The organism is Sphingobacterium ginsenosidimutans, assembly GCF_039536865.1.
GTDB lineage: Bacteria > Bacteroidota > Bacteroidia > Sphingobacteriales > Sphingobacteriaceae > Sphingobacterium > Sphingobacterium detergens.
Window position 1 is genome coordinate 311,635 of record NZ_BAAAZK010000008.1, and the last position, 24,402, is coordinate 336,036.

The following is a 24,402-nucleotide window of genomic DNA, read 5'->3' on the forward strand; positions in this document are numbered from 1 at the left end:
AAATCTAAATACTAATATCTATATTTGCCACTTATGAGCAAACAGACAGACGATTTTTTCAAAAGTGTAGTATCACACGCGAAGGAATACGGTTTTGTATTCCAATCGAGCGAAATATATGACGGATTAAGTGCCGTTTACGATTACGGTCAATTAGGTTCTGAACTTAAAAACAACCTAAAGACTTATTGGTGGAAATCCATGGTGCAATTGCACGAAAATATTGTCGGTATCGACGCGGCAATTTTCATGCATCCAACCACATGGAAAGCATCTGGTCACGTGGATGGGTTCAATGATCCAATGATTGATAATAAAGATTCCAAAAAGCGTTACCGTGCCGACCAATTGATCGAAGACAAAATTGCACGTTATGAAGCAGACGGAAAGGCGACAGAAGCAGCAGCGCTTTTAGAAGCGTTAAACACGGCATTGAACGCGGACGATCTGGCTGGTTTAAAATCAATCATTGAAGAGCATAATATCGTTTGTCCGGTTTCAGGCACCAAAAATTGGACTGAAGTACGTCAATTCAATTTGATGTTTGCCACACAGATGGGCGCCATGGCAGATGGGGCAGATCAGGTTTATCTTCGTCCGGAAACTGCCCAAGGTATTTTTGTTAACTTTCTGAACGTTCAGAAGACAGGTCGTATGAAAATTCCTTTTGGTATTGCTCAGATCGGAAAAGCTTTCCGTAACGAAGTCATTGCACGCCAGTTTATCATGCGTATGCGTGAGTTTGAACAAATGGAAATGCAATTCTTCTGCCGTCCGGGCACTGAACTGGAGTGGTACAACAAATGGAAAGAAACACGTTTAAAATGGCATTTAGCGCTAGGATTTGATCCGGCTAACTACCGTTACCACGACCACGATAAATTGGCGCATTATGCCAATGCAGCTGTGGATATCGAGTTTAACTTCCCATTCGGATTTAAAGAAGTGGAAGGTATCCACTCCCGTACGGATTTTGACTTGAAACAGCATCAGGAATTTTCGAAAAAGAAAATGCAATATTTTGATCCGGAGATCAATCAAAATTACATTCCTTATGTCATCGAGACTTCCATCGGATTGGATCGTTTGTTCTTAACTGTTCTATGTAATTCTTTGGTAACAGAAGATCTTTCTACAGCGGACAAACAAGATTCTCGTGTTGTATTGAAATTCCCTGCAGCATTGGCACCAGTGAAAGCTGCTATTTTGCCTTTGACGAAGAAAGACGGTTTACCAGAAAAAGCACGTGAGATCCTGAATACATTAAAATTGGATTACAATGTCCAATATGATGAAAAAGATGCGATCGGAAAACGTTACCGTCGCCAGGATGCAATCGGTACGCCAATCTGTATTACTGTTGACTACGATTCTTTGGAAGATAATACCGTAACAATCCGTCACCGTGATACCATGGAACAAGAGCGCGTAGCGATCGCTGATCTTGAACGAATCTTAAATGATTTAGCAGGTTGGAATACTTTGCTAAAAAAATTGTTATAACAAATAAGCAAAAGCCCCTTACGAAGAATAGCCTATCAAAAAGACGCTAAGGGGATACTAATAAAATTAAATAAAATAGGGTTGTCCGAACGGGATAACCCTATTTTATTTAATTCAAATTGGCGCGTTGGATTGACTTTTTTAATCAGTATTCTATGACTACATTATCGCGCCATTTTTCATTTTTCATTACCTGAAAGCCTTGACTTCCATTTGCTCCATCGAGCAGTTTTCCCTTAAATAGAAGCTGTACATTATTTCGAATTTCACTGCCCAGGTCAAATGTGCGCATAAGTTCCCCCTTTCTGAAAATGTGCAACTCGTATTTGACTATCTTATTTTCTGGGAGATCACCCATAAACTGATTAAACACAAAACTTTTCGAGCTGCTGCTGAAATTGGGAATAATACGTAAGAGAGTCTTATCCACTTGTTCATCTGCCCCAGTTGCAAAAGGATAATATCGGAAGGGTTTATGCAGCTGTTTGATCTGAATGCTGTCGACAAGATCCAGCCCCTCGACATCCGTGCATTCAAATTTAACCTCGCTATAAATACGACTCATCGTCAATACTCTTTCCATGGATTCTTTCACATCAAAAGTATCGCGTACCGCAAATATCGCAGCAGACTGCTCACTGAAAGCATTAGATACTGATAGACTCCTAAGATCCGTCACTGATGCCGGAATCATTAAGGGCAGACCTGAATTTTTGGATAGTAGGCTCAGGTAGTACGTTCCCATCGGTAAAGCGATATTAAACTTTTCTTTTGCATTGAGTGTACCCGCCTTCACCAGCAGCTTGCTATTGGCATCGAAGATATGGTAATACAATTTATCGGGCAGAACCGATTGATCTGTCGTCCCCATAATCTTGACATTGTCCATTTTAAATGTTCCTGTACTCTCGTTATAGTTACTTCCGCCTTCCCTATTGCCCGAAAATAAGGCGATTTTTAACCAACACTCCCGAGCGGCTACCAGATTAATCGACCGAAGCGACTGTTCCACGACAAATTTGGCGGAGGTAGTGAGATTTGGCGGATAATGTAGGGTATCCGTGAGGTTTTTGAATGTTGCCCCTTGATCTGTTGAATAACTCAACAGTAAAGCACGAGGCCCAGTGCCGGAGCTATTGGCGTCAAAAGACAGACTTGCTAACGTAGCGATACCCGAACCAGGTATCTTGATCAAAACCTCTTTGGCCCCTTTGAAACTAATGCCTTTTCCGGACGTTGGCCAACCGGCGACATAGCTATAGTCGGTTTTACCATTGTTGTAATCAATGACAGCGGCATCCTCAAGCGCCAGGGTCGGGTCCGCGTTACCGTTATCAAAATTCCAATGGTAGAGGAGTTGATTTTCGGTGGTGCTTCCGGTGGTCGAAGCACTTTTAAACCTAGGCGATTGTGCTTTCAAGGGTGTGACAATCGTTTCAAAATCCTTGATTTTGAAGGTTACTGCATGTGTTTTCTCATTGCTTTCATCAGGAAGTTTTGTATTTTTCTTACAGGATGGTGCTACGGCTAAAATCACGATGAATAGGCACGAAAAAATTCCCCAAGTAGACTGGGTTTTCGTTTTCATAATTATGAATGATTTATAAGTTAACTAACCGGCAGATTAAAATTAACTTATAAATCACTAGGTACCAACAGTGTAACTAAAAAATTACTTCCGTGCGATCACTTTTACAGGTTGTTTCTTTGTCTACCTTTTGGACGTAAACTTTTCGGCCAGTAGCAGTCCGTTCCAAGACGAGCATATTATTTGCACCCGTCGGACGTACATATTCTCCATTGAATTCGTCCCATTCATAGATTGGTTTACCGGCGGCATCTGACCAGATGTAATTGTAACGTGCATCCACTTTATCTTGTATGATCAACTGTACCTTATTTTTCTTTTTGTTAATCTTGACACGGATATCTCTGGGTTTCTCCACTTTGGGCAGTGTTTTCAATAAGACTTCCGATTGCACTGAATGCTTGTCTTTCCAATGTGCAATGACATGATATTTTTTGGAGGCGGAGACCTTTTGGATCACCACATTGTTTCCTGTTCCGATAGGTACAGCAGTCAGGGTCTCAAACCAATGGTAGACAAGTCCAGCGATAGGCTTTTTAACCGTAATCACCTGATCTCCACCAAAACAGGTTTCGAGTGTATCTCCCCAGGTATTGATAGGTTTCGCAAGCTCATAGGATTTAAGCTGATTAAATTTCCATACAATGGAATCCCTATGGTTTACATACTTCGGATCACGGAGCAGATCTGTTGTATCTTGAATAATCACTTTCAATTCGTTCGCTCCAATGTTCAGCATTCCCGGATCCAAATAGATCGAATCGATATCATGGGCGATAGCTTCATTATTTAAGGACCATACCAGCTTAAATGTATTCGGCGACGGTTTTGCTAACTGTAATGTAAATTTCTGAACGCTATCTAAGGTCAATACATTATTCAACACCGGTTTTACCGCAATAAAAGGGCTAGATTTTTGCTTGATTGACGCCACAAATTGCTCTTGGCAGACGGGGCAAAAAGGGGCAACAAGATATTGCATTTTACAATACTCATGTGGCCTGAACCAGTTGGACGGAGATCCCTTCCCGCCATAGGAATAGATCCCTACACCATCTTTTCCAAGCCAATGTTTCCAGGGAACAGCATTTGCAGCGGCCGTTTGAGAGCGGTTGACAGATTCAATAGCATATTGATTTCCTGCCCAATATTCATCAGCCAGCTGAGCAAAGGAATGCCCGATCTCATGGACAGCGATGTCATTGCTTTTAAAGTTGACCGTCGAGGTGGCCCACTTTCCACCCGATCCACCATAAAATGGTGAATTGACCAATATCACCACTTGTGTATAGTTGGGGATATGTGTTTTTAGCACTTCTTCAATACGCTCGTTTTTTTGAGGCACTACAAGGCGGTGTAGTCCACCATTGTCAAAGCTGCTTCCAAAAATAGTATTGGGATGCGTGACTGGCACAGCATGATCTCTGGTGAATTTATTGTAGCGTCTTGGATATTTGCTGAGATCGGTGTCACCGTGTACACAATCGCTTGCTTTACAATCATGCGTAGCACCGGATTCTTCAGATATCGTCCGAATCGCAAATACATTAAAGAAACTGCTGTATTGTTTAAAAGGTTCTATTGAAAAAAAATAATTTGTGAACTGCTTGGAATCTTCTGCGTAATCGTCTAGTTGATCTTTTGTATAACCATCGCCCAAAATGACCAGGTTCACTATATTTTTGGCTGTCCCTTGGTATTGCAAGGTGTCAATCTTGAAATTTTGAGATTGCGCTGTTGCAGGCATCAGATAGCTCAATAACGCAAACAGGACAAAAATTAAATTTTTATTCATCGGAGTAACAATCGTTAGACTCCAAATTTAAGGTTTTCGTATCCCTAATCGTTACATTTTATTGCCGAGTGCTTCTCCGATATTGTCCACTGACGGGATCTGTAAGGTCATACTAAGCACCTCTTTTCGAACAATATTTTCAGTGTACCAACGATGGCTTAATCCCGCATCCGATGCTCCTGTACATATTCACTTGGGGAATGCTTTGTGATCTTCTTAAATACCCTATTAAAATTGACCACATTGTTAAACCCTGTTTTAAATGCAATATTGGAAACGCTTTCGGAGGACTCGTCAATCAACATCTTGCAGGCCCGTTCAATTCGGATTTCATTCAGGAAGGTCACATAAGTCTTGCGGGTGTGCTTTTTAAAATACTTACAAAATGCGTGCGGAGTCATGTGAGCTACTGCTGCGATATCTTCAAGCGAGATTTTATCACCAAAATGCTGAAAGGTATATTGAAATATTTCGTTGATACGCAAGCCTTCCGCGTCCGAAAATTTCTTCTGGGGAATTCCCGTATATAGGGAGGTCCATTGATCGACCTTTTTACTCAAAAAATTGATCAGTTTTACAAAGGATAATAAGCGATCTATTCCGGCGCTTGTATTGATCTGTACAAATTTATCCTTGAGGGCAATAGCATGTTCGGCATCCAGTTTCTTACTGACATTGATGTGTTCCAAAAAATATTTGACATCGTCAAATTCAGGGAAATCCAGAAAAGATTTAAAATGCTCGTAGTCGAAGAAAATATGAATCGCATGAATGCCGTCCTTAATATCCTCTCCTGTTTTAAACATATGTGGTTCATCTGCATCAACGATATAGATTTCATCCTCTTCAAAACTATGGGTAAAGTTGCCGATCATAAAGGTCCCACGCCCTTTTAAGATATAGGTCAATTGGATCTCTTTATGCCGATGGTAATTGCTATAGAAGGAGGGCAAGATATCCTCTTGCACGCAAATAGATCCTTGATAAACCACCGGAACCGTAAATTGAACAACTTTCATCGTCTATTGAAATAACAAATATTAAACCGTTAATTCAAATATACCATTTTTTAAGACAATAATCGTTAATTTTTAACCAAAAACTCCTTAACCTTACCAATGAACTTCGGTAAAGTCGGATCTTCACCAGTGAGTGACAAGATTTTGAAGGTCTGTGGATTGATCCATAAATAACTTGGCGAACGGTCTATACCAAAGTCATTTTCCATTGTTGCCCGATCATTTGTATTCAAATAATAACTATGAGACCCCAGAACGAGGGAGTTGCTGGTTTTAATCCAGGCATCTTGGTCAGCATCTAACGAAAAGTAAATAACCCGCACTCCCATTGCCTTTAACTGCGCCTCTTTTTTGCGTAGTTCAGTAACATCAGAAACACTGTATTTACTAGCGGCTTTCCAGAATGCCGCGATCAACATTTTGGCATTTGAAAATTCACTGATTTTTAGCGAGTCCCGTTGGACATTCATTGGCGTGATGGGTGGAAAGACAGGCATATTCTCGTAAAAATCTTTCACCCGGTCTACTTTCTCACGCGCAAATTTATAATAAGGGTGTTTTTGCAGGGTTGCATCGAACCGCTGTAGTGCAGTATCAAATTTTTTGAAGTTATCCGCATCGACGGAGACATATTTGAAAAAGTAAGGGAGAACTAAAGACGATTGATGTGTGCTATCAAGAATAAAATCAGCATATAAATTGCGAAGATTATAAGGTTTACCAGCCGACAATCGTTGTATTTCATCAATAGTTTTCTCGTAAGATCCATCGTTGCGTAGGGCCATCGCTGAGAGCTGCCCATTTAGTCCACCGATTCTGGCGGTCTTATTTTCTTCATTCAATTTTTCTTCTTTTTCACGTTGGCGATAGCGTTGCGTAAACTGAACAAATTCCGTTGCATTACTGGAGGTTGTAGTCAGGGTAAAGCCGCCTTTATTTTCTTTCAGCTCATAGTCACTTCCCCCTTCTAAAAACAGGATGTAAGGCTCTCCGCCACTAATCTGAATTGCATAAAAACCAGTCATTGCCAATTCACCTTCCAAGACAAATTGCCCGTTTGTCACACTTGTTTTTGTAAACTGTTGCATTTTGTTTTCTGGATCGATGAGGGTCACTGAGCTCCCCTCCGCAGCACTTGTCTGCCCCGTAATTTTATAAGCGAACGTTTTCAAAAGTTCTTCTTTTTTGGCTTTGTCTGTTTTCTGGGAACAACTGCTTGTTCCCAGAAAAATAAATAGAAAGCAAAAATAGCTAAAGGACTTTATAGTTCTTATAGGTTCCATTTTCAAATATGCGAACATTTCCTTTTTTTCCCTTTATGTTAAGCTTGACAATTTTCCCATTTTCCCAGCTCATATCCACGGTGTAATTTCCTCTGGCTTTTAGCCCTTTGACCTGTCCTTTAGACCAAGCTCTAGGCAGGGCTGGTAGCAGATGGATATATCCATTATGGCTTTGAATCAACATCTCTGCGATACCAGCAGCGCCGCCAAAGTTGCCATCAATCTGAAACGGTGGATGGGCACAGAATAAGTTGGGATAGGTGCCGGCGCCTACACCCTGATACGTTGTTTCACTGGCAAAAGCCGGTTTCAGCAACTGACGAAGGATTTCCAAGGCATGATCGCCATCCTGCAATCTTGCCCAAAACAATATTTTCCAGGCTCTTGACCAGCCTGTTCCTTCATCTCCCCTGACAGCAAGCGTTTTTCGTGCAGCTTCGGCCCAAGTCGGAGTCGTTTGGGGAGAAATAAATGCTGCAGGATATAGACCATAAAGATGGGATACATGACGGTGTTTGGGTTCAACCTCCTGATAATCTTCAAGCCATTCCATCACACGTCCAGATTTACTAACCACTACTGCTGGAGGAATCTCTTTTAATTTTCCCTTCAAGCTAGCTACAAAACTATCCTTGACAGCCAAAATAGAATCTGCCTGAATAACGGCTTGATACAGCTCGCGTACAATCTGATTGTCGATTGTGGGGCCCATCACCACTGCTGCGACTTTTCCATTGGGCATCCGAAACGCATTTTCGGGTGATACCGATGGTGAAGTTACCCACCAGCCCGTTTTTGGATCTTGCACCAATGTATGGTTGTAGAATTCTGCCGCACCTTTGAGTATCGGATAGATTTCTTTCAGATACCCTTGGTCTCCTGTAAAAAGATAATGCTCCCACAAGTGGTTACACAGCCAACCGGAGGCTGTACTTGCCCCCCAAGAAGCCTGTTCTCCTGGCGCTGAATATCCCCAGATATTGGTCATCATATAAACAACCCATCCAGGTGCGTTATAATAGGCTTTTGCAGTTTGCTCTCCTGTTTTTGCGATCCGTTTTATCAGCTCGATAAAAGGTTGATGATATTCACTTAGATTGTTTACTTCTACCCCCCAGTGATTCATCTGCGCATTGATATTTAGATGATAATCACCATTCCAAGGCGTTTGGATCTGATTGGCCCATAAGCCCTGTAAGTTTGGCGGAAGTGCATTTGTATTTTTCGGCGCTGAGCTTGAAATATTCAAATAACGACCATACTGATAATAAATCGTTGCCAAATCCGGATCCTGTGCTGGGGCCTTATAAAAATTTGCAATCCGTTCATTGGTCGGAATATTCGTATGTGCTTTATTCCCAAAAAGGTTAAGCTCCACGCGGTTAAAAATCCGTTGATAGGAATTCACATGATTGCGGTACATTTTAGCTGCATCGGATTGCTGTACCGCAGCAATAGTCGCCTTTGCTGTAGCTAGCGGATCCTGTCCATAATAGGATGTACTTGCCGTGAGATAGATTGAGAGATTTCCTGCTGCTGAAACTTCCAGCACCTGATCTTTTCTGTTGACCTGAAGATGTTTACCTTGTACTTTCAACAAGCCGACAAATTTTAGGTTCTTGCCCCCTTTACCATCCGGTAGCGACCCTTCGACCAAAATACCATCATCCAACAGGGTGTAGCGGTCTATATTCTCCTTCCGCTCAAAAGAAATACTAACGGTCTGTCTGGCGTCGCTGTTCTGATTCAATTGAATAACACCAACATTCTTGTCAAAGGAGGTGTAGTAGGTACGTTGAATTTTTGTGTTTCCGGCACGAAAAGAAGTCTGTGCTGTCGCCGTGGCCAGATCCAGTGATCTTGTATAGTCTTCAATAGGCGAAGATGGCAGTTGATAGTGCAAAAGTAGGTCTCCGAGTAACTGATAACAGCCATAAGGAACATTAGCGCCATCGCCAAAGCCGGAACCTTTGCCACTGGTGACAAAAGTTTCATTGACCAATTTTTCGGCTTCATCATTTTTACCGGCTTTCAGTAAAGCCTGAATGGCGTTGACATTTTTGTGCGCGTCATAGTTATTGGGATCCTCCGGGCTTCCGGACCACATACTGATCTCATTCAGTACAATTTTTTCCTGCGTTGGATTTCCATCAGGCATCATACCAATTAGCCCATTACCCAACGGCAGGGTTTCTTCCCAGATTTTGGCAGGCTTATTATACCAAAGACGAAGTGGATTTTGTTGTGCAAACAAAAGCGTGGTCTGACAGATGCAGACCACGAAAAGTGTTAAAATTCTATTTCCCATAAAGTTCAAGCTCGGCAATTGTCAGCTCATTCCCTTCAATAAATTGCGTTGGTTCAAATTTGATAAACTTGGTATTATTGCTTGTTTCAAAAAATACCTGCTGCAAAATTGGATTTGCTTTGATATTGGAGAATTCACCTTCTTTCACGCTTGTCCATTTTTTACCGTCTACACTGGTTGAGATCCTGTATTTTGTCGGGATACCGCTTGTCTTTTTATCCTGACGTGGTAAGAAACCAATACCCGAGGTTGCGCCATTTGTTTCAATGACCAAGACTCCCTGATCACCCACAGTTGCAAAGGTATTTGCATTACCATCTGTTATATAGGCCTTGTCGGTCGTACCTGTTGTCTGTAATTTAAAGCCCGTTTGTTTTTTAAGCTCTTTTGTATCGAAGGCAAAAGATTCATTATACTCCTTGAATAGACCAAAATCACTTAAAGTAATTGCTACCGGCGCATAAATATGTAACCGTAAGCGTGTCGTTGTCGTTGGTTGTTCAAGCTTTATCAAGCGATTCGCACCAATACTGGTTGCTCTGGCCAATGGCTTCCAGGTGTTGTCAGCCCATTGTTCCACAACAACGCTGTCAATCCGTTGTCCCAATTTGATGTTTTCGCGCAATTGAATAAGATCGAACGTCGCCGCTGACTTTAGCTTAATTTCAAGTGTAGCTGAAGTTTTTGTATCATCGGTCGCCCAATAGCTATAACGGTCATTATCCGTAATCAGCGATGTGGCATATGTTTTAGTGTCGGCATTACGTGTATTTGAGGCCGTTATGGTGGCGCCTTTTGCTAGATTGGCACGGAAAGTTTCTTTGATCTTTTTACCAAAAGCCTTTAGGGATTTCACATCATTTTCATGGAGTGTACCTGAAGGCATAGGAGCCAGACCAAGATTCATACTGGCACCTCGACCCACCGATTTCAGATAGATTTCAAACAGTTGATTGGGTGTTTTCACCCGGCCATTCTGTTCCTCATGATAAAACCATCCTGGACGTTGAGGAACATCACATTCCGCCGGAATCCAATATTTTCCATTCCGGTCACCCGATTCGGCATTATGCGATTCGGTCGCTCCGGGTACCGCTACTTTTCCATTGAGCCCTATTGGTGTAAATGTCGCCCAAGAGGTTTCGGCAGCAAAACCATGTTCATTACCTACCCAGCGCATATCTGGTCCAATATCCGAGAAAATCACCGCATTAGGTTGAAGTTTACGCACAATTGGCCAAGTTTTCTCATGCCACTCATAATAGGTTGTCCGGTCTATAATCCGTTTCCCCTCATGTCCACCATAGTAACCATCACCACCGTTTGCACCGTCATGCCAAGAAGTAAACAAGGGACCATAATTGCTCATCAATTCGGTCAGTTGCTGTCTGTAGGCATCGGCATAAGCTGGTGTACCATAATGTTCATCGTGACGGTCCCATGCGGATAGATATACACCGAACTTCATTCCATTACGGTGTGTCGCTTCCATAAATTCCTTCACCATATCGCCTTTTCCATTTTTCCATGGAGAGGAGGCAATACTGTAGGAGGTTGTTTTGGTAGGCCATAAACAAAATCCATCATGATGTTTGGCAACACTGATCAGGCCTCTGAAACCTCCATCCGCTGCTGCTTTGGCAATCTGATTTGCATTAAATGCCGAAGGATTAAACAAAGCAGGCTGTGCATCACCATAACCCCATTCTTTATTTTGAAAAGTTGTGGGCGTATAATGGATCAAGCAGTAAGTTTCCATCTCCTGCCATTTTAATTGGCGTTCGGTTGGTAAAGCTCCATAAGGTTTTAACGTATCTGGTTTAGCTACCGTACCGCTGGAAAGTAAGATGGAGGATAACAAAATTGTGAACATATTCTTTATTATAAGTACTAGAAAATTAGGTTGTAAAGCCCTAATATAAGAAGTTTTATAAAATTATCTATGTAACATTTGCGTACGGAAATAGGCTGGAAAAATCTAAAAAGGTATTCTAGTCGTCGATAATTAGCCTTATTCAATCAAATCAATCGATTGATCTAAAACATCTCACTGAAACAGTAAAATAGTTTATTGGGGCTTTGCCGCTGTTCTTTTTTTAGTATGATCCGACCAAAATGAACTTATTTACCTATTGGAGTGCAAACAAAAAACCCACATTTGTTATTAATAGAGGATAAAGAAGTTAGCTGTACTATAATAGGTGATTGGATGCTATTGGGACAAGATTGGCATGATAATTATAAGTTGTAGTGCAGAAAAAGGAATGTTTATATATTATTAGAAATTATTATGAAAGTAAATTTAATGATTTTAGCAGTTGCATTGGCATTTTCAACTGTCGCATGCAACACAACAGGGAAAAAATCTGAAGCAACAGGAGCTGGCGATACCGCAACTACAGTCCAAAAACCAAGTGTAGTGGATAACGCATCTTTGGAAGGAACATGGGAGCTTAAGTCTATTACCACACCAGAGACAGCAGGAAAAGCACTGAAGGAATTGTATAAGGACAAAATCCCAACATTAACTTTCACAAGCAAAGACCACAAAGTAGAAGGTAACAACGGTTGTAATGGTATCGGTGGTACTTACGAAAGTGAAAAAGGCAATTCCATTAAAATCGGTGATAAATTGGTATCTACCATGATGCACTGCGAAAATGCGGCTTACAATGAATTTATGAATGGCTTAAAATCTACGACAAACTTTGACGTTAGAGATAATGAGTTAACATTTATTTCTGGCGATATTGTCGTGATGCAATTTGTAAAAAAATAAGGAAATACTCAATTGAATGAATAGGTCCCCAATACTAGGGCCTATTTTTTTGATTTTGCTTTTAGCCTTTGCAAGCTCTTTTAGCTATTAATTCTTGATTGCTTCGATAAGGTTTGTTCTATAACCTTCTTATTTTAAGAAAACTCCCCTTTAATTTAAAAAAGTTGCGCTCCCCATGTTCGCTCCCCTCCGAATGTTCGCTCGCCAGATTCGGATATGCTTATGATTGTTTTTTTTAAATAATTATTTCGGGACAATGCTCTTGGTAACAGCTCTTCCAATACCATGATTCCTTTTATTTTATTAGGTTTTTTATCATAGTCAGTAAATATCTCAACGGACTTGTGGGTGTAAGTGTTATGACTTACGACGAGACTATCCAGATTTCCTACAGCATTATAATAAAATGTTCTTCTGGATAAGAACTGACCGTCCTTATAAAGTTGCTCTTCTTTCAATAAGTCGCCATTATATTCATACGTATAGATAATGGGCGTATTCGTCTTTTCGAAAATTTTCCGTTCGACGATTTTGTTTCCCTGATAACGGAGTTCATGTTTATCTGAAAATGTGACCGACTTATCAACGCTCTTTTTTTCTAATGTTACCTGATTGCCGTTTACAGCCACATTCCAATAAACCTGATCCGTGAAAAGCATGCGGAATCCGTCCACCATAGGCATAAAAGTAAATCCACCAGTAATACGAGTCAGCTGCCCCCCATCATAACTCAGCTTAATTTTATCTACAGTAGGGACAAACGATGCGTTTGTCGGTGACTCCAGGTAAAAAATCGGAATTTCTTTCAATCCCTGACCTAAATTAATTTCTCCATCTTTCGAACATGAAAAACAGGTCAATAACGACAACGTACAGACAGATAGCCAGATTTTTTTCATAAAATGGGTCATTTCATTGGCAATTATACGAATATAAAAATTTCATCTCGTAACTTTACACATCATGAAAAAAGATCAATCTAAAATCATACGTGAACAGGTCGATCGTTCAGCACTTCGCGAACATTCGACTCCTTTATACCTCACATCAAGTTTTATCTTCGACAGCGCTGAACAAGGTCGGGCGGTCTTTGCTGGAGAAGAGGATGCAATGATTTATTCCCGCTATGCAAACCCGAATACTTCCGAGTTCATCAACAAGGTCTGTATAATGGAAGGTGCTGAATCGGGCTTATCTTTCGCATCTGGTATGGCTGCCGTATTTGCATCCTTTGCTGCAATTATCGAAAGTGGAGACCATATCGTTTCTTCACGTGCGATATTTGGTTCTACCCATCAGTTATTTACGGAACTTTTTCCGCGTTGGGGTGTTACCACAACTTATGTAGACGCAGCTAATCCTGAGGAATGGGAAAAGGCTATACAGCCAAATACGAAAATTATATTTTTGGAATCACCATCCAATCCCGGATTGGAATTGGTTGATTTAGAATGGTTGGGCAAGTTCAAAGAAAAATATCCGAATATCATTCTTTCAATCGACAACTGTTTTGCGACACCATATCTTCAGAAACCAATTCAATATGGATTTGACTTGGTCATCCATTCGGCGACTAAATACATGGATGGACAGGGACGTGTTTTGGGTGGTATTGTCGTTGGAAAACAGGAATTGATAGACAAATTGATGTTCTTTATCCGTCACACAGGCCCTGCATTGTCACCATTCAATGCTTGGATTATTTCCAAAAGTCTAGACACCCTAGGTATCCGTATGGATCGCCATTGTTCCAATGCACTCGCACTGGCACAAGCGTTAGAAAATCATCCGGAGATTGAAGATGTAAAATACCCTTTTCTACCAAGCCATCCACAATATGAGCTAGCTAAGAAGCAGATGAAAGCAGGCGGTGGTATTGTTACACTGGTTGTCAAGGGTGGTTTTGAACGTGCAAAAGCTTTTGTTGACCAATTGGAAATGATTTTATACACATCCAACTTAGGTGATTCCAGATCAATCGCTACGCATCCAGCATCCACGACACACTCCAAGCTGTCTGAAGACGAACGACTGAACTTAGGTATACAACCGGGCAGTATTCGATTGTCGGTTGGATTAGAAGATCAGGAAGATATTATCAACGATATCTTACAAGCCCTAGAGAAGACGAAATAAATACTAAAAAAGCGTGCTAAGCACGCTTTTTTAGTATTTAGTATTAAGATATGAGATGCTGGTTGTATAAGTCTTTCGGCTAATAGTTCTGCCTTCTTTATCCTCGTACTACTCATTTCCTAGTTTAACGAAGCAATCGCTGCGGCATAGTTTGGTTCGTCAGCAATTTCGGCAACTTGCTCTTCGTACAAGACTTTACCATTCTCGTCCAAAGTAATCACAACGCGGCTCAATAGACCTGCTAATGGTCCCTCGGCGATTGCCAATTGATAAGCATCAGAGAAATTTGAATCTTTATATTCTGATAATGTCACCACATTGCTCAAGCCTTCGGCTGCGCAAAAACGACCTTGTGCAAATGGCAAGTCTTTTGATATACATAATACAACCGTATTGTCCAATTGAGATGCTTCTTTGTTAAACGCACGTACAGATGCTGCACAAGTTCCCGTATCCACACTAGGAAAAATATTTAACACAATTTTTTTTCCTTTGAAGTCTGCGAGTGACTTATCTGAAAGATCTCCTGCAGTTAATTTAAAATCAGGCGCTTGTTCACCAACTTGTGGTAAATTGCCTTTAGTGTTCACAGGATTGCCCTTAAAAGTGATTGTAGCCATAAAATATGATCGTTTAATTTTTAGTTTCCTTGCTCTTAAAGGTACGAGCAAAAAAAATATTACACAACATTTATTAATATTAGCCAAACATTTATTATGTTAGCATTGTATTTTAAAGAGGAATGTTAACCAACAATAAACACTAGTATGAAGAAATTATTATTCTCAATACTTTGTGCATCACCATCACTGCTCTTTGCACAAGGGTCTCAAGTGAACACGCAGGGCGTACGAGCATTAGGTATGGCTGGTGCTGGATCTGCACTATTCACAGACGAAACAAGTATATTCTACAATCCGGGAGGTTTAGCAAAAATGGACCACAATGCGGTATCTGCAGGGATATCTACGGTAATGTATCGATCAGCCTTCAAAGAATCAGGAAGCAATCAAGTCTACAACACTCGTTCGCAAGTTACCCCACCATTTTCTGTCTTTGCTACATTTGGCCCTGACAATGCGCGTTGGAAAGCGGGTCTAGGTGTTTACACACCTTACGGTGGAGCAGTGGATTGGGGAGACAGTTGGCCTGGAAAATACGAGCTCAACCACCTCAAGTTGCGCGCGATTTACATACAGCCTACCATTAGTTATAAACTTACCGACAACTTAAGTGTGGGTGCCGGATTCGTGTACAACATCGGTATGGTCGATCTAGCGCGGTCATTACCTTTGTTTTTAGCTGACGGATCTTCTGCAAGCGCTAAATTAACCGGTACCGGTACTGGTATAGGTTACAACGTTGGTGCACATTACAATTTTGACAACAACGTCGCGATCTCCCTATCTTACCGATCGAAAGTCGTTACCAAACTGAAAAAAGGGGATGCTGATTTTACGGTACCTGATGCTGTTGCAGCCTCGTTTCCTGACACTAAATTCAGTGCAGAGCTTCCTTTACCGGCATCACTCAACCTAGGCATTTCGGTCCCGGTTAGTGACAAAGTGGATGTTGTTGCCGATGGAACTTTTATCCAATATAATATTTATAAAAAGTTAGTATTTGATTATGCAGACAATACACCGCTGCTACAAGATACTGAGCAGATAAAAAATTATAAGAATGCATTTTCAGGGAAAATTGGGGTGAATTATAAAGCCTGCGAGCATTTGGCTGTACGTGCCGGAGTAGGTTATGTAAAAACACCGGTTGACAAAGACCATGTTTATGCGGAGACTCCGGACAACGACCGTATCATGGGGGCACTGGGATTGTCTTATGCAATTAACGACAAATTCAGCCTGCATGCAGCTTATGTTTTACAGAAATTGAAAGAGCGTACTGTCGTAAGCCCAGTTACACAAATTGAGGGTGCTTACAAAACTAACATTCATGCTCCTTCAATTTCATTCACCTATAAATGGTAATAGATTATGAAAAGATTTCAAAAAAATATTAAGCTTTATATTGGTTTTGCGGCGATAGCATTGGCTGCGTCCTGTAAACCGTCTATCGACCTTGACACCAAAGGTGGAAATCCCGAAAATGTAGATTTCAGCAAATATATAGCTGTTGGTAACTCACTAACTTCTGGCTACGCCAATAGTGGACTCAGTCTCAAGGGTCAGGAACAATCTTTCCCGAATATGCTTGCTCAAGAAATGAAAAAAGTAGGCGGAGGAGAGTTTTTGCAACCTTATTTTCCTGCGGAAAACTATAATGGTAGTGGGTTCTTATATTTAAAGGCTCTGGTGAACGGTCAACCGCAATTGGGTACAGTTACTGACCACCTGGCCATCCGTGGACAAACGGAAGACAAAAAGCCGCTTTACATCAAATACACTGGTCCCATCAATAATCTGGGCGTACCGGGAATGCGTTTGGATATGGCATTTGCGCCAGGAATAGGTACCACAAAAGGGAATCCTTATTTTGAGCGATTGCTACCCGACAATGCGCCAGTTACCACAACTTATGTAGATTATGCAACGACCAAAGACCATACCTTCTTTTCCTTCTCATTAGGAAATAATGATGTATTGGGCTATGCAACAAATGGTGCCGTGACTACTGATGCCACAAACACCTTGATTTCTGAACAGGACTTTGCGAGGTTTTATACCGGCTTTATCACCAAATTGACCAGCAAAGAACAAAAAGGAGTTGTTGCGACGATTCCTGATGTAACGGCGGTTCCTTACTTCACAACAGTAACACGTCAGGCATTATTGGCTGCAGCGAATGCGGCATTAAAAGCGCAAGATCCCAATGCCGCACCACTCACGGATATCTACATTAAAACAAAGACAGTCCCTTTTCGTCCAGCAACGGATAAAGACATGTTTATTCTGCCATTTTCTTCGGCTGGCTTATTGGGCAGACGAGATCTCAAAGATCCTGTAACTGGCGTTGTCAATCCGGCTCCTTACGGTCTACATCCGGCAAATCCTGTTGGCGACAATTTTGTATTGGATGAGGCTGAGGCAAAAATGGTCCAAGATCGTATCGTCGCGCTAAACACAACGATCAAACAGATTGCGGACAGCAAAAAACTTGCAGTAGCGGATATCTACAGCTTCTTGAACAAAGTAAAATCGGGCTATCAGATTAACGGTATCGCCATCAGTAACAAATATATCACTGGTAATATATTTTCGTTGGATGGAGTTCACTTAACACCTATGGGCTATGCCATTATGGCCAATGTTTTTGTTGATGCGATCAATGCAAAATATAGCACCAAATTAGGGAAAGTAAATGTCAGCCAGTATGGTGGAGTTGCCTTACCTTAATGCTATAAATTAGTCAAAAGGATAACAAAAAAGGTCATTTGAATTGAACATTCAGATGACCTTTTTTTGTTAGACAATGTTTATTTTTGTTTAACATTCATCCGCTTCAAAAGCTACACCTAACAAATCTGCATAGGATAAGATTGGTACAGTGGAAGTCATTATAGTGGCCGCGTGGATGTGTTAACAGAGAAATACAATACGCGTAGTAAATAATTATTCTTATGAAAATCAAATTAAACCGTGTCAACCAAGCTGTGCATTTCGAAGCCAGCAGTGAATTATCTTCCGTCAAAGTCAACATCGATGGTTCCGAAGCGATTGGTGGTGAAGGAAAAGGTGTTCGCCCCATGGAATTGGTATTGATGGCATTGGGTTCTTGTAGCGTTTTTGACCTACATAGTATCCTGGTAAAACAACGTCAGCAAGTTGATGATGTCCAGGTGGAAGTAGAAGGAAAGCGTCGCGAAGAAGTGCCCCAAGTGTTTACGGATATTCATATCAACTTTTTCCTCAAAGGGGAAATTGATGAAGTGAAGGCGGCGAAAGCAGCCGAGCTAGCTGTGAAAAAATATTGTTCAGTACATGATATGCTTGCGGCGGGTGGTATCAACATCACTTATTCGCTAAAAATAAACTAAGATTTCAGTATGTCTGTCCTTCATATTTCAAACGAATCTGACATATGAAGGATAGACAGTTATTTAAAGAATAGCGGACTAAAGTCTTGTTTGCTCTTCGGTCTTATTTGGTTGGTTGCCGCTCTTGACCTTTTGGTTCCCAAAGTGATACCGCAATGTCACATTTACCTTTCTTGTATCCCGATAATCATCAAAATAATTGTTTTGATCGGCATATTTTGACGATATTCTCATTTTCTCTGTCCTAAAAATATCCATAAACGCAAGGTTGACCTCTAATCGCTTATTAAAAAACTTTCGATTGCTCATCACATAGGTACTGGAGTAGCCTGTAATCCGAAATGGTCCCTGAATAGTAGGTGAGGTAAACGTATTGCCGAGTTCCAGATTCCAACCCGCATTTTTGTCCAGGACATAGTTTGAACTGATGTTACCATTGCCGATATAAACATCGTTCTTATGCAGCACTGCATCGGCCCCCATAAAATAATTCTCATTGTACATTCCTTCCAGTTGAAGATTTAATCCCCAACGGGATGTCAATTGAAAGCTCTTCCCCAGATCTATCCCTGCCCCTTGCCCTTTCTTAATATTGGTATATTGAAAGACCAATTGGTGGTTGACATTATCCTGCAAAGCAATTTCCATATTAGGCCATTTTTCAAAGCGATAAAATAGATCCACATTCCAATTATCCTTTGTCCAGGTCAGGTTGAGATTATGCACAATCGTGGCCCTCAAGCGGGGATCTCCCTGGAAATATGAAAACAGGTTATAATAGGATTTCGCAGGATTAAGCCATGAATAAGCGGGGCGGCTGATGCGTTTACCATAGGAAAATCCGAATTGCTGCTGATCCGAGAGCGCATATTGCATATAGAAAGTAGGAAATAACACAAAATAATCCTTTTTATTCATGTCCTCAGGTTCTGAAACCCGTCCTTCTAGATCGGTATACTCCCCTCTTAACCCCGCTTTCCAGCTCCATTTCTTCCAGCTATAGTTAATCGATGTATATAAGGCGCCATTACGCTCCTTATAATCAAACAGGCTGCTCTTGTCGGGCCGGTATTGAAGGGTACCTGATTCATCGTCCGAAAATATTAAGTCACTTGTTGTTTTGACAGCGCTAAACTTTCCACCAAACTCAACATCTAGTCCTTTAATCTTTCCCGTAATATCTATTTGTGTGGAAAAAAGCCGGTTTTCACTATCGTTATTGCTGATAAAACGCGTACTCGATGGTTTTTCCCCCTTAAAATTCAATGCTGTCAAAACATCTTGATCGTTGGTCGCATTGCTGGACGTGAAATAAGAAGACCAATTAATATTCCATTTGGAACTGAGCTTCTTGGCCACCTGGAGATATAGATTGTTGTTTTTATTGGACCGTTCATGATCATTTGTTGTAAAATAGCTAGATTCCTGCACATGGTCTTTGTTATAGATTACTGTAGGTACCTCATAGATGCCGTAGGACCTCGGCCCATAATAACCTGTTAAGCCCATATTGATTGACCATGTTGTGTCTGGTGTATATTCCATTGAAAGCACATAACTATTTTGGCTATTATTGGTATCGAAACGATCCATCGTGCCTTCCCATGAAGTCTGTTCCTTCGGGTAATACACGTAGTTTGTTTCATAACGGGCATAGGTACCGCGTCCAAAATTGTATGTTGCCCGTAGATTGAATTTTTCATTCTTGTAATACTGTGTCAGTCCAAACAACTGTTTCCAGGTCGTGCTTTTCTCCGCCAACCCCACTAACGTACCCCGATAGCCATATAAGGTAGATTTGGAAAGCTTGATGTTAATGATTGTACTTCCCTCAGCTTCATATTTTGCAGGGGGATTTGTAATCACCTCGATGGACTGGACATCGGTGCCAGCTGTATTCTCCAGATAGGTTTTCAGTTCCTCACCACTGAGCAGAATCTTGCGGTCATTGATCAGCACCATAATCTTTTTACTTCCGCGCACCATTAAGTCCGAGCCACTCGCCATCACCAAAGGTGTACGTTTAAGGATGTCCCAGGTATTGAGCGCAGAGAGGTTACTATGCTGTACGTTAAATTCTAGGCGATCCAACTTGCGGATCAATCGGGGTTGCCGGCCTACAACATTCACTTCCTCAAGCTCTTTCGCCTTGGGAAGAAGGGTCACGATCAACGGGCTTTTTATGGTATCGCTGTAAAAAAATAATTCTTTGGTACCAAAATTCAAATGTGATGCTTTGAGATAGTATTTCGTATGCTGTGCTAATGCTAATTCAAACTTCCCGGAAAGATCAGTCTTCATTTCGCGAATCTGTTGATAAGTGCTATCCAATAACACAATAGATACATCAGCCAGTCCCTCGCTATTTCCATTTTGAATTTGTCCCCCTACTTGCCTAGTCTGTGCTGTAGAAAGCAAAGGAGCTAAGAGCAAAAATAATAATCCTTTCATATTTTGGTATTTAATACCCCAAAATTGTCCATTACCCCCGCTAAATATGGTTAATGAAGAGTTAATGCTGTGTTAAGGTGTCTGATGTTGCTTGCAAGCAATTATATTTGTATATGGAATTGAAACCTAAAAACTATATTATTCTTTTCATCTTATTTTTTGCTGTTCTTATCGGCATCCAAGGTTATCAATTATACAACACCTACCAACTCAAACAACGTGAGATGCTCGCGATGGTCAAAAAGAATCTGGACAACTTAGACGACTCAAATCTTATTTTTGACCACAACTTATTAAGTAAGGATATCGCCAGAGATTACTACATCAAACTGGTCAAGAAAGAAATCACGGAAGAAGGCCTAAAAAAACAGTATCAAACCTACGCACAGAAAACTTCCAAGGAGCTTACCAAATATGTCGACAGTATATTCCAGCCCTTAGGAATGCATGTCATCCTTAAGCAGGAAATATTAGGTATTTATTATAAAGATGCTGTAAAACCATTGGTCAGTGGACCGATCATCGTCTATACAACAAATGGTACCTTTCACAATCCAACGGAATTATCCACAAGCAAATGGGTTACGGAAAAAACAGAAACAAATAAGATAGCGGATCGTATCGAGAGCAAAGAAATATTATATGTTTTTTCAGTTCCGCGAAAGACTTCCTTTGAAGTGGTCAATTTGGGCTGGATTTTATTTAAGGAGCTGGCTTCCCTCCTGTTGAGCACCTTATTGATTCTAGCAGCATTTATCTGGCTATTTTATCGAACTATCACGAATCTCCGAAAACAAGACAAACAGATTGCGGTATTACATGATGTCGTAGACAATATTTCGCATGAACTAAAGACACCGGTTGCGACCCTAAAAATTGCGGCTAAAACACTCCGAAAGTCTCCCGATGACAACATCATCACGGTGATTGAACGCCAAGTAAGCCGCTTAGAGCAAACCCTAGATCCATTAAGTGAGCATCAAAGCGCAACAAGCCTATCCCCAATAACGGCGGATGAGTTACAGGCCATTTTTAGCGATTTTCAGTTATGCAATCCAACTGTCAAGCTTATTGTGGAACTAGGCTCTAACCTACAAATTTGCCTTAACCCCACTGATGCTACGACATTCTTTTACAACTTGATGAATAATGCGGTTAAATACGGTGCCACAGCGTTGGGCATTCGTTTTGAAGAACAGAAAAACTATCTATCCATTCAGTTCAGGGACAATGGCCAAGGTATGGATGAAAGCGAATTGCCTTATATTTTTGAAAAGTTTTATCGTATCCAAAAAGACAATATCCATGACACAAAGGGATTAGGGATCGGTCTGTTCCTTGTTAAGAATATCATCAAGAAATATGGTGGAGAGATCAAGGTCATCAGTAAATTGCAACAGGGGACAACTTTTACAGTGCTCTTACCACGCTAATTTATCGGGTTATAAAGTTCATCTTAAACATGGGGGATAAAGGGTGTTAAATTTGGATGGGGCAGAGACAAGGAGATCATAATAAGGATGAGAAACAAAGGGGCCAAACATCCGTTAGACAAAACGAAGAAATGAAGAATAAACTATTACTGGTAGAGGATGATCCGGATTTTGGGTTTATGTTGAAGCAATACCTAGAACTTTCGGATTTTAAGGTGGATTGGATTGCACAACCGAAGGATCTTACAGCCGATTTTCAAAGGCTGACGGGATATGATTTAATTATTTTGGATGTTATGCTTCCACAGGTAAGCGGTTTCACTTTAGCAAAAGAGATCAACACGCTTTTTCCTTTACTTCCATTTATTTTTTTAACGGCCAAGGAGCAAAAGATCGATAAACTAACGGGCTTGAAAATCGGTGCAGATGATTACATCACCAAACCCTGTGATCCCGAAGAGTTATTACTTCGCATACAAAATATATTAAAGCGTAATCAAAAACATGTTTCTTCAGGGTCCATTTCAATTGGTTCATATCTATTTTCACCGGACCAACTGCTGTTAAGTCACGCTCTTGAACACTATAAACTCACAGAACGCGAAGCACAGTTGCTGTTATTCCTCTGTCAACACAATGGTCAACTCGTGACACGGGAAGATATCCTCGAAAAAGTATGGGGAACTGCTGATTTTTTTACGGGTAGAAGCATGGACGTCTTTATCACACGTATTCGAAAATACCTGAGCCATGACCCCACTCTTAGCATTACTTCGAATCGTGGTATAGGGTTTACCGTTCATTTCTGAAAAGTACACCAGATGTTGTTTTTAACAATACCATCCATCTGAGGATTCAATTGTTATTAGCTTCCAAGCTCCTCTTTTCGTCTATTCCATAATTTCTCTGCCCAGCGTCCGACAAACCAAAAGGAAACTGCCAGGATCAAGAAAAATACAGCTCTATTGATGTTATCCCATAGGTACTCGACGTAGCGTGTATAGATATTCAGTACCAAAAACACAAACCCCACCTCACGGGTGACATTATCTTTTGCTTTTAGCCCATAAATAACCAGAAAAGCGGACACGGCAGTAGATAAAATACCCCAATAAAACATATGGTATTGACGGACGGTGGTCCATTCATAAAAATCCGAATAGTTACCAAAAATGGATAGTGCCCATAAAGAGACCATGAGGTAAATCAATCCGATGATATAACTGATCGGCTGAAAGATCTGCAAGCGTTCGAAACGCGGTTGTAACCAAACCGCTGCTGCTGTGATGATTGCACCGAAAATAGTAAAGCGCAACGGATAATTCATTCCCCAGAATTTAAATCCCCAATTGCTATGATAAGCTGTTTCGGTAGCGAACCAAACCCCAAGGGCCAAAAGCATAAAAGTCCAGATCAGCTTGCTATCGAGCTTTACTGCAAGAATACCATAGATCGCAACAGACAATAAAAATAAAAGTGAATAATGCATGGTATCCTTATCCAATACCTTGCCCATAAATCCGATGCAGGCGGCGGTTCCGAACACTCCGATCAACATCATTGTCTCTGTGGAAAGATTCTTGTAGGGATAACGCTTTTTATAACGAAACCCAAGCGTGTAGAACAGTACAGCGACCGCAGCAAAAAAGAAGCAGAATAAAATATTGGGTGCTTCATAAAGGGTATCCACAAAAGCTAGGAAAGAAGCATCTGTAAATAGCGAAAAAACAGCGAATACCAAAGAAGCCAAGGCGATCCAGAAAGCATAACGCGCCAGTTGTCCCCAGTCAAAACTTTTAACATCGAGGCTATCCATCAGTTCACTGGCCTTTTGTTCATCCAATAGATTCTCCTTTTTCCAAAATTGGACAATATCTTCGATGGATTGTTTCTCCTGTTTGCTGACGTCGTATTTTCGCATTATTGTTGTATTGAGTATAGAGCATGGAGACCTTAGTTGAAACATAACGCTGGTTTACAAACTCATTGAATTGGTTTTTTAATTTTAACGTTTTATTTTCGAGACACTTCCTGTATATACTTACAACATACAAGGTTGTCATAACGATCTAAATCGATCACAAGATAACAATAACCTTCGTAACTTTCCTAA

At 40.9% G+C, this 24,402-nt stretch carries 18 protein-coding genes; 8 read left to right on the forward strand and 10 right to left on the reverse strand.

The annotated features are described in order from the left end of the window. The first annotated feature begins 33 nt into the window (after nucleotides 1-33). Nucleotides 34-1,503, forward strand: coding sequence for a glycine--tRNA ligase (locus ABFX33_RS21700; protein ID WP_346088206.1), 1,470 nt, complete (start codon nucleotides 34-36; stop codon nucleotides 1,501-1,503). Nucleotides 1,504-1,648: 145 nt separating this feature from the next. Here the strand turns inward: ABFX33_RS21700 and ABFX33_RS21705 are convergent, their stop codons facing one another. The 6 genes from ABFX33_RS21705 to ABFX33_RS21730 form a co-directional block, all read right to left on the reverse strand. Then, on the reverse strand, nucleotides 1,649-3,091 hold the full coding sequence (locus tag ABFX33_RS21705) for a hypothetical protein (protein WP_257087076.1): 1,443 nt from the start codon (nucleotides 3,089-3,091) through the stop codon (nucleotides 1,649-1,651). Nucleotides 3,092-3,167: 76 nt separating this feature from the next. Beyond that, complete coding sequence (locus tag ABFX33_RS21710; protein WP_346088208.1) at nucleotides 3,168-4,886, reverse strand: M64 family metallopeptidase; 1,719 nt, start codon at nucleotides 4,884-4,886, stop codon at nucleotides 3,168-3,170. 158 nt (nucleotides 4,887-5,044) lie between these two features. Next, nucleotides 5,045-5,905: a helix-turn-helix domain-containing protein gene (locus ABFX33_RS21715; protein ID WP_120260239.1), complete on the reverse strand. Its 861-nt coding sequence runs from the start codon at nucleotides 5,903-5,905 to the stop codon at nucleotides 5,045-5,047. A 65-nt stretch (nucleotides 5,906-5,970) separates the two neighbouring features. Next, entirely contained in the window at nucleotides 5,971-7,077 is a 1,107-nt protein-coding gene (locus ABFX33_RS21720) for a hypothetical protein (protein ID WP_346088210.1), read from the reverse strand. 79 nt (nucleotides 7,078-7,156) lie between these two features. After that, complete coding sequence (locus ABFX33_RS21725) at nucleotides 7,157-9,496, reverse strand: glycoside hydrolase family 95 protein (RefSeq protein ID WP_346088212.1); 2,340 nt, start codon at nucleotides 9,494-9,496, stop codon at nucleotides 7,157-7,159. Next, nucleotides 9,486-11,369 (reverse strand): alpha-L-fucosidase, encoded by a 1,884-nt coding sequence (locus tag ABFX33_RS21730; RefSeq protein ID WP_346088214.1) that lies wholly within the window; start codon nucleotides 11,367-11,369, stop codon nucleotides 9,486-9,488. The genes ABFX33_RS21725 and ABFX33_RS21730 overlap by 11 nt, the downstream gene beginning before the upstream one ends. Before the next feature lie 417 nt (nucleotides 11,370-11,786). On the opposite strand from ABFX33_RS21730, the gene ABFX33_RS21735 reads away from it, so the two are divergent. After that, entirely contained in the window at nucleotides 11,787-12,275 is a 489-nt protein-coding gene (locus tag ABFX33_RS21735) for an META domain-containing protein (protein ID WP_120260243.1), read from the forward strand. Nucleotides 12,276-12,430: 155 nt separating this feature from the next. Here the strand turns inward: ABFX33_RS21735 and ABFX33_RS21740 are convergent, their stop codons facing one another. Beyond that, complete coding sequence (locus tag ABFX33_RS21740; RefSeq protein WP_346088215.1) at nucleotides 12,431-13,174, reverse strand: hypothetical protein; 744 nt, start codon at nucleotides 13,172-13,174, stop codon at nucleotides 12,431-12,433. Nucleotides 13,175-13,238: 64 nt separating this feature from the next. On the opposite strand from ABFX33_RS21740, the gene ABFX33_RS21745 reads away from it, so the two are divergent. After that, nucleotides 13,239-14,411 (forward strand): trans-sulfuration enzyme family protein, encoded by a 1,173-nt coding sequence (locus tag ABFX33_RS21745; RefSeq protein ID WP_120260245.1) that lies wholly within the window; start codon nucleotides 13,239-13,241, stop codon nucleotides 14,409-14,411. A 119-nt stretch (nucleotides 14,412-14,530) separates the two neighbouring features. Here the strand turns inward: ABFX33_RS21745 and tpx are convergent, their stop codons facing one another. Beyond that, the gene (gene tpx / locus ABFX33_RS21750) at nucleotides 14,531-15,031 is read right to left on the reverse strand and encodes a thiol peroxidase (protein ID WP_257087056.1); all 501 of its coding nucleotides are present in this window, start codon (nucleotides 15,029-15,031) and stop codon (nucleotides 14,531-14,533) included. Nucleotides 15,032-15,178: 147 nt separating this feature from the next. Here tpx and ABFX33_RS21755 point away from each other — a divergent pair, with 147 nt between their 5' ends. The 3 genes from ABFX33_RS21755 to ABFX33_RS21765 all read left to right on the forward strand — a co-directional run bounded on the left by ABFX33_RS21755 (nucleotide 15,179) and on the right by ABFX33_RS21765 (nucleotide 18,405). Continuing rightward, nucleotides 15,179-16,399, forward strand: a complete 1,221-nt coding sequence (locus tag ABFX33_RS21755) for an OmpP1/FadL family transporter (protein WP_346088218.1) — start codon at nucleotides 15,179-15,181, stop codon at nucleotides 16,397-16,399. A 6-nt stretch (nucleotides 16,400-16,405) separates the two neighbouring features. Beyond that, on the forward strand, nucleotides 16,406-17,764 hold the full coding sequence (locus ABFX33_RS21760; RefSeq protein WP_257087052.1) for an SGNH/GDSL hydrolase family protein: 1,359 nt from the start codon (nucleotides 16,406-16,408) through the stop codon (nucleotides 17,762-17,764). A gap of 224 nt (nucleotides 17,765-17,988) precedes the next feature. Next, nucleotides 17,989-18,405, forward strand: a complete 417-nt coding sequence (locus ABFX33_RS21765; RefSeq protein WP_257087051.1) for an OsmC family protein — start codon at nucleotides 17,989-17,991, stop codon at nucleotides 18,403-18,405. Nucleotides 18,406-18,483: 78 nt separating this feature from the next. Here the strand turns inward: ABFX33_RS21765 and ABFX33_RS21770 are convergent, their stop codons facing one another. Further along, nucleotides 18,484-20,856 carry an outer membrane beta-barrel family protein gene (locus tag ABFX33_RS21770; RefSeq protein ID WP_346088221.1) on the reverse strand — a complete coding sequence of 791 codons (2,373 nt, stop codon included), beginning with the start codon at nucleotides 20,854-20,856 and terminating at the stop codon, nucleotides 18,484-18,486. A gap of 113 nt (nucleotides 20,857-20,969) precedes the next feature. Here ABFX33_RS21770 and ABFX33_RS21775 point away from each other — a divergent pair, with 113 nt between their 5' ends. Both ABFX33_RS21775 and ABFX33_RS21780 read left to right on the forward strand, forming a co-directional pair. Continuing rightward, on the forward strand, nucleotides 20,970-22,289 hold the full coding sequence (locus ABFX33_RS21775) for a sensor histidine kinase (protein WP_346088222.1): 1,320 nt from the start codon (nucleotides 20,970-20,972) through the stop codon (nucleotides 22,287-22,289). A gap of 131 nt (nucleotides 22,290-22,420) precedes the next feature. Next, complete coding sequence (locus tag ABFX33_RS21780) at nucleotides 22,421-23,098, forward strand: response regulator transcription factor (protein ID WP_346088224.1); 678 nt, start codon at nucleotides 22,421-22,423, stop codon at nucleotides 23,096-23,098. Between the two features lie 56 nt (nucleotides 23,099-23,154). Here ABFX33_RS21780 and ABFX33_RS21785 read toward each other — a convergent pair whose 3' ends face one another. Beyond that, nucleotides 23,155-24,210: a DUF2157 domain-containing protein gene (locus ABFX33_RS21785; RefSeq protein WP_346088225.1), complete on the reverse strand. Its 1,056-nt coding sequence runs from the start codon at nucleotides 24,208-24,210 to the stop codon at nucleotides 23,155-23,157. Between the last annotated feature and the right edge of the window lie 192 nt (nucleotides 24,211-24,402).

What these genes read in the sequence shown, in the direction of transcription:
- ABFX33_RS21700 (WP_346088206.1), top strand. Translation starts at nt 34, where the DNA reads ATGAGCAAACAGACAGACGATTTTTTCAAAAGTGTAGTATCACACGCG.
- ABFX33_RS21705 (WP_257087076.1), bottom strand. Translation starts at nt 3,091, where the DNA reads ATGAAAACGAAAACCCAGTCTACTTGGGGAATTTTTTCGTGCCTATTC.
- ABFX33_RS21710 (WP_346088208.1), bottom strand. Translation starts at nt 4,886, where the DNA reads ATGAATAAAAATTTAATTTTTGTCCTGTTTGCGTTATTGAGCTATCTG.
- ABFX33_RS21715 (WP_120260239.1), bottom strand. Translation starts at nt 5,905, where the DNA reads ATGAAAGTTGTTCAATTTACGGTTCCGGTGGTTTATCAAGGATCTATT.
- ABFX33_RS21725 (WP_346088212.1), bottom strand. Translation starts at nt 9,496, where the DNA reads ATGGGAAATAGAATTTTAACACTTTTCGTGGTCTGCATCTGTCAGACC.
- ABFX33_RS21730 (WP_346088214.1), bottom strand. Translation starts at nt 11,369, where the DNA reads ATGTTCACAATTTTGTTATCCTCCATCTTACTTTCCAGCGGTACGGTA.
- ABFX33_RS21735 (WP_120260243.1), top strand. Translation starts at nt 11,787, where the DNA reads ATGAAAGTAAATTTAATGATTTTAGCAGTTGCATTGGCATTTTCAACT.
- ABFX33_RS21740 (WP_346088215.1), bottom strand. Translation starts at nt 13,174, where the DNA reads ATGAAAAAAATCTGGCTATCTGTCTGTACGTTGTCGTTATTGACCTGT.
- ABFX33_RS21745 (WP_120260245.1), top strand. Translation starts at nt 13,239, where the DNA reads ATGAAAAAAGATCAATCTAAAATCATACGTGAACAGGTCGATCGTTCA.
- tpx (WP_257087056.1), bottom strand. Translation starts at nt 15,031, where the DNA reads ATGGCTACAATCACTTTTAAGGGCAATCCTGTGAACACTAAAGGCAAT.
- ABFX33_RS21755 (WP_346088218.1), top strand. Translation starts at nt 15,179, where the DNA reads ATGAAGAAATTATTATTCTCAATACTTTGTGCATCACCATCACTGCTC.
- ABFX33_RS21760 (WP_257087052.1), top strand. Translation starts at nt 16,406, where the DNA reads ATGAAAAGATTTCAAAAAAATATTAAGCTTTATATTGGTTTTGCGGCG.
- ABFX33_RS21765 (WP_257087051.1), top strand. Translation starts at nt 17,989, where the DNA reads ATGAAAATCAAATTAAACCGTGTCAACCAAGCTGTGCATTTCGAAGCC.
- ABFX33_RS21770 (WP_346088221.1), bottom strand. Translation starts at nt 20,856, where the DNA reads ATGAAAGGATTATTATTTTTGCTCTTAGCTCCTTTGCTTTCTACAGCA.
- ABFX33_RS21775 (WP_346088222.1), top strand. Translation starts at nt 20,970, where the DNA reads ATGGAATTGAAACCTAAAAACTATATTATTCTTTTCATCTTATTTTTT.
- ABFX33_RS21780 (WP_346088224.1), top strand. Translation starts at nt 22,421, where the DNA reads ATGAAGAATAAACTATTACTGGTAGAGGATGATCCGGATTTTGGGTTT.
- ABFX33_RS21785 (WP_346088225.1), bottom strand. Translation starts at nt 24,210, where the DNA reads ATGCGAAAATACGACGTCAGCAAACAGGAGAAACAATCCATCGAAGAT.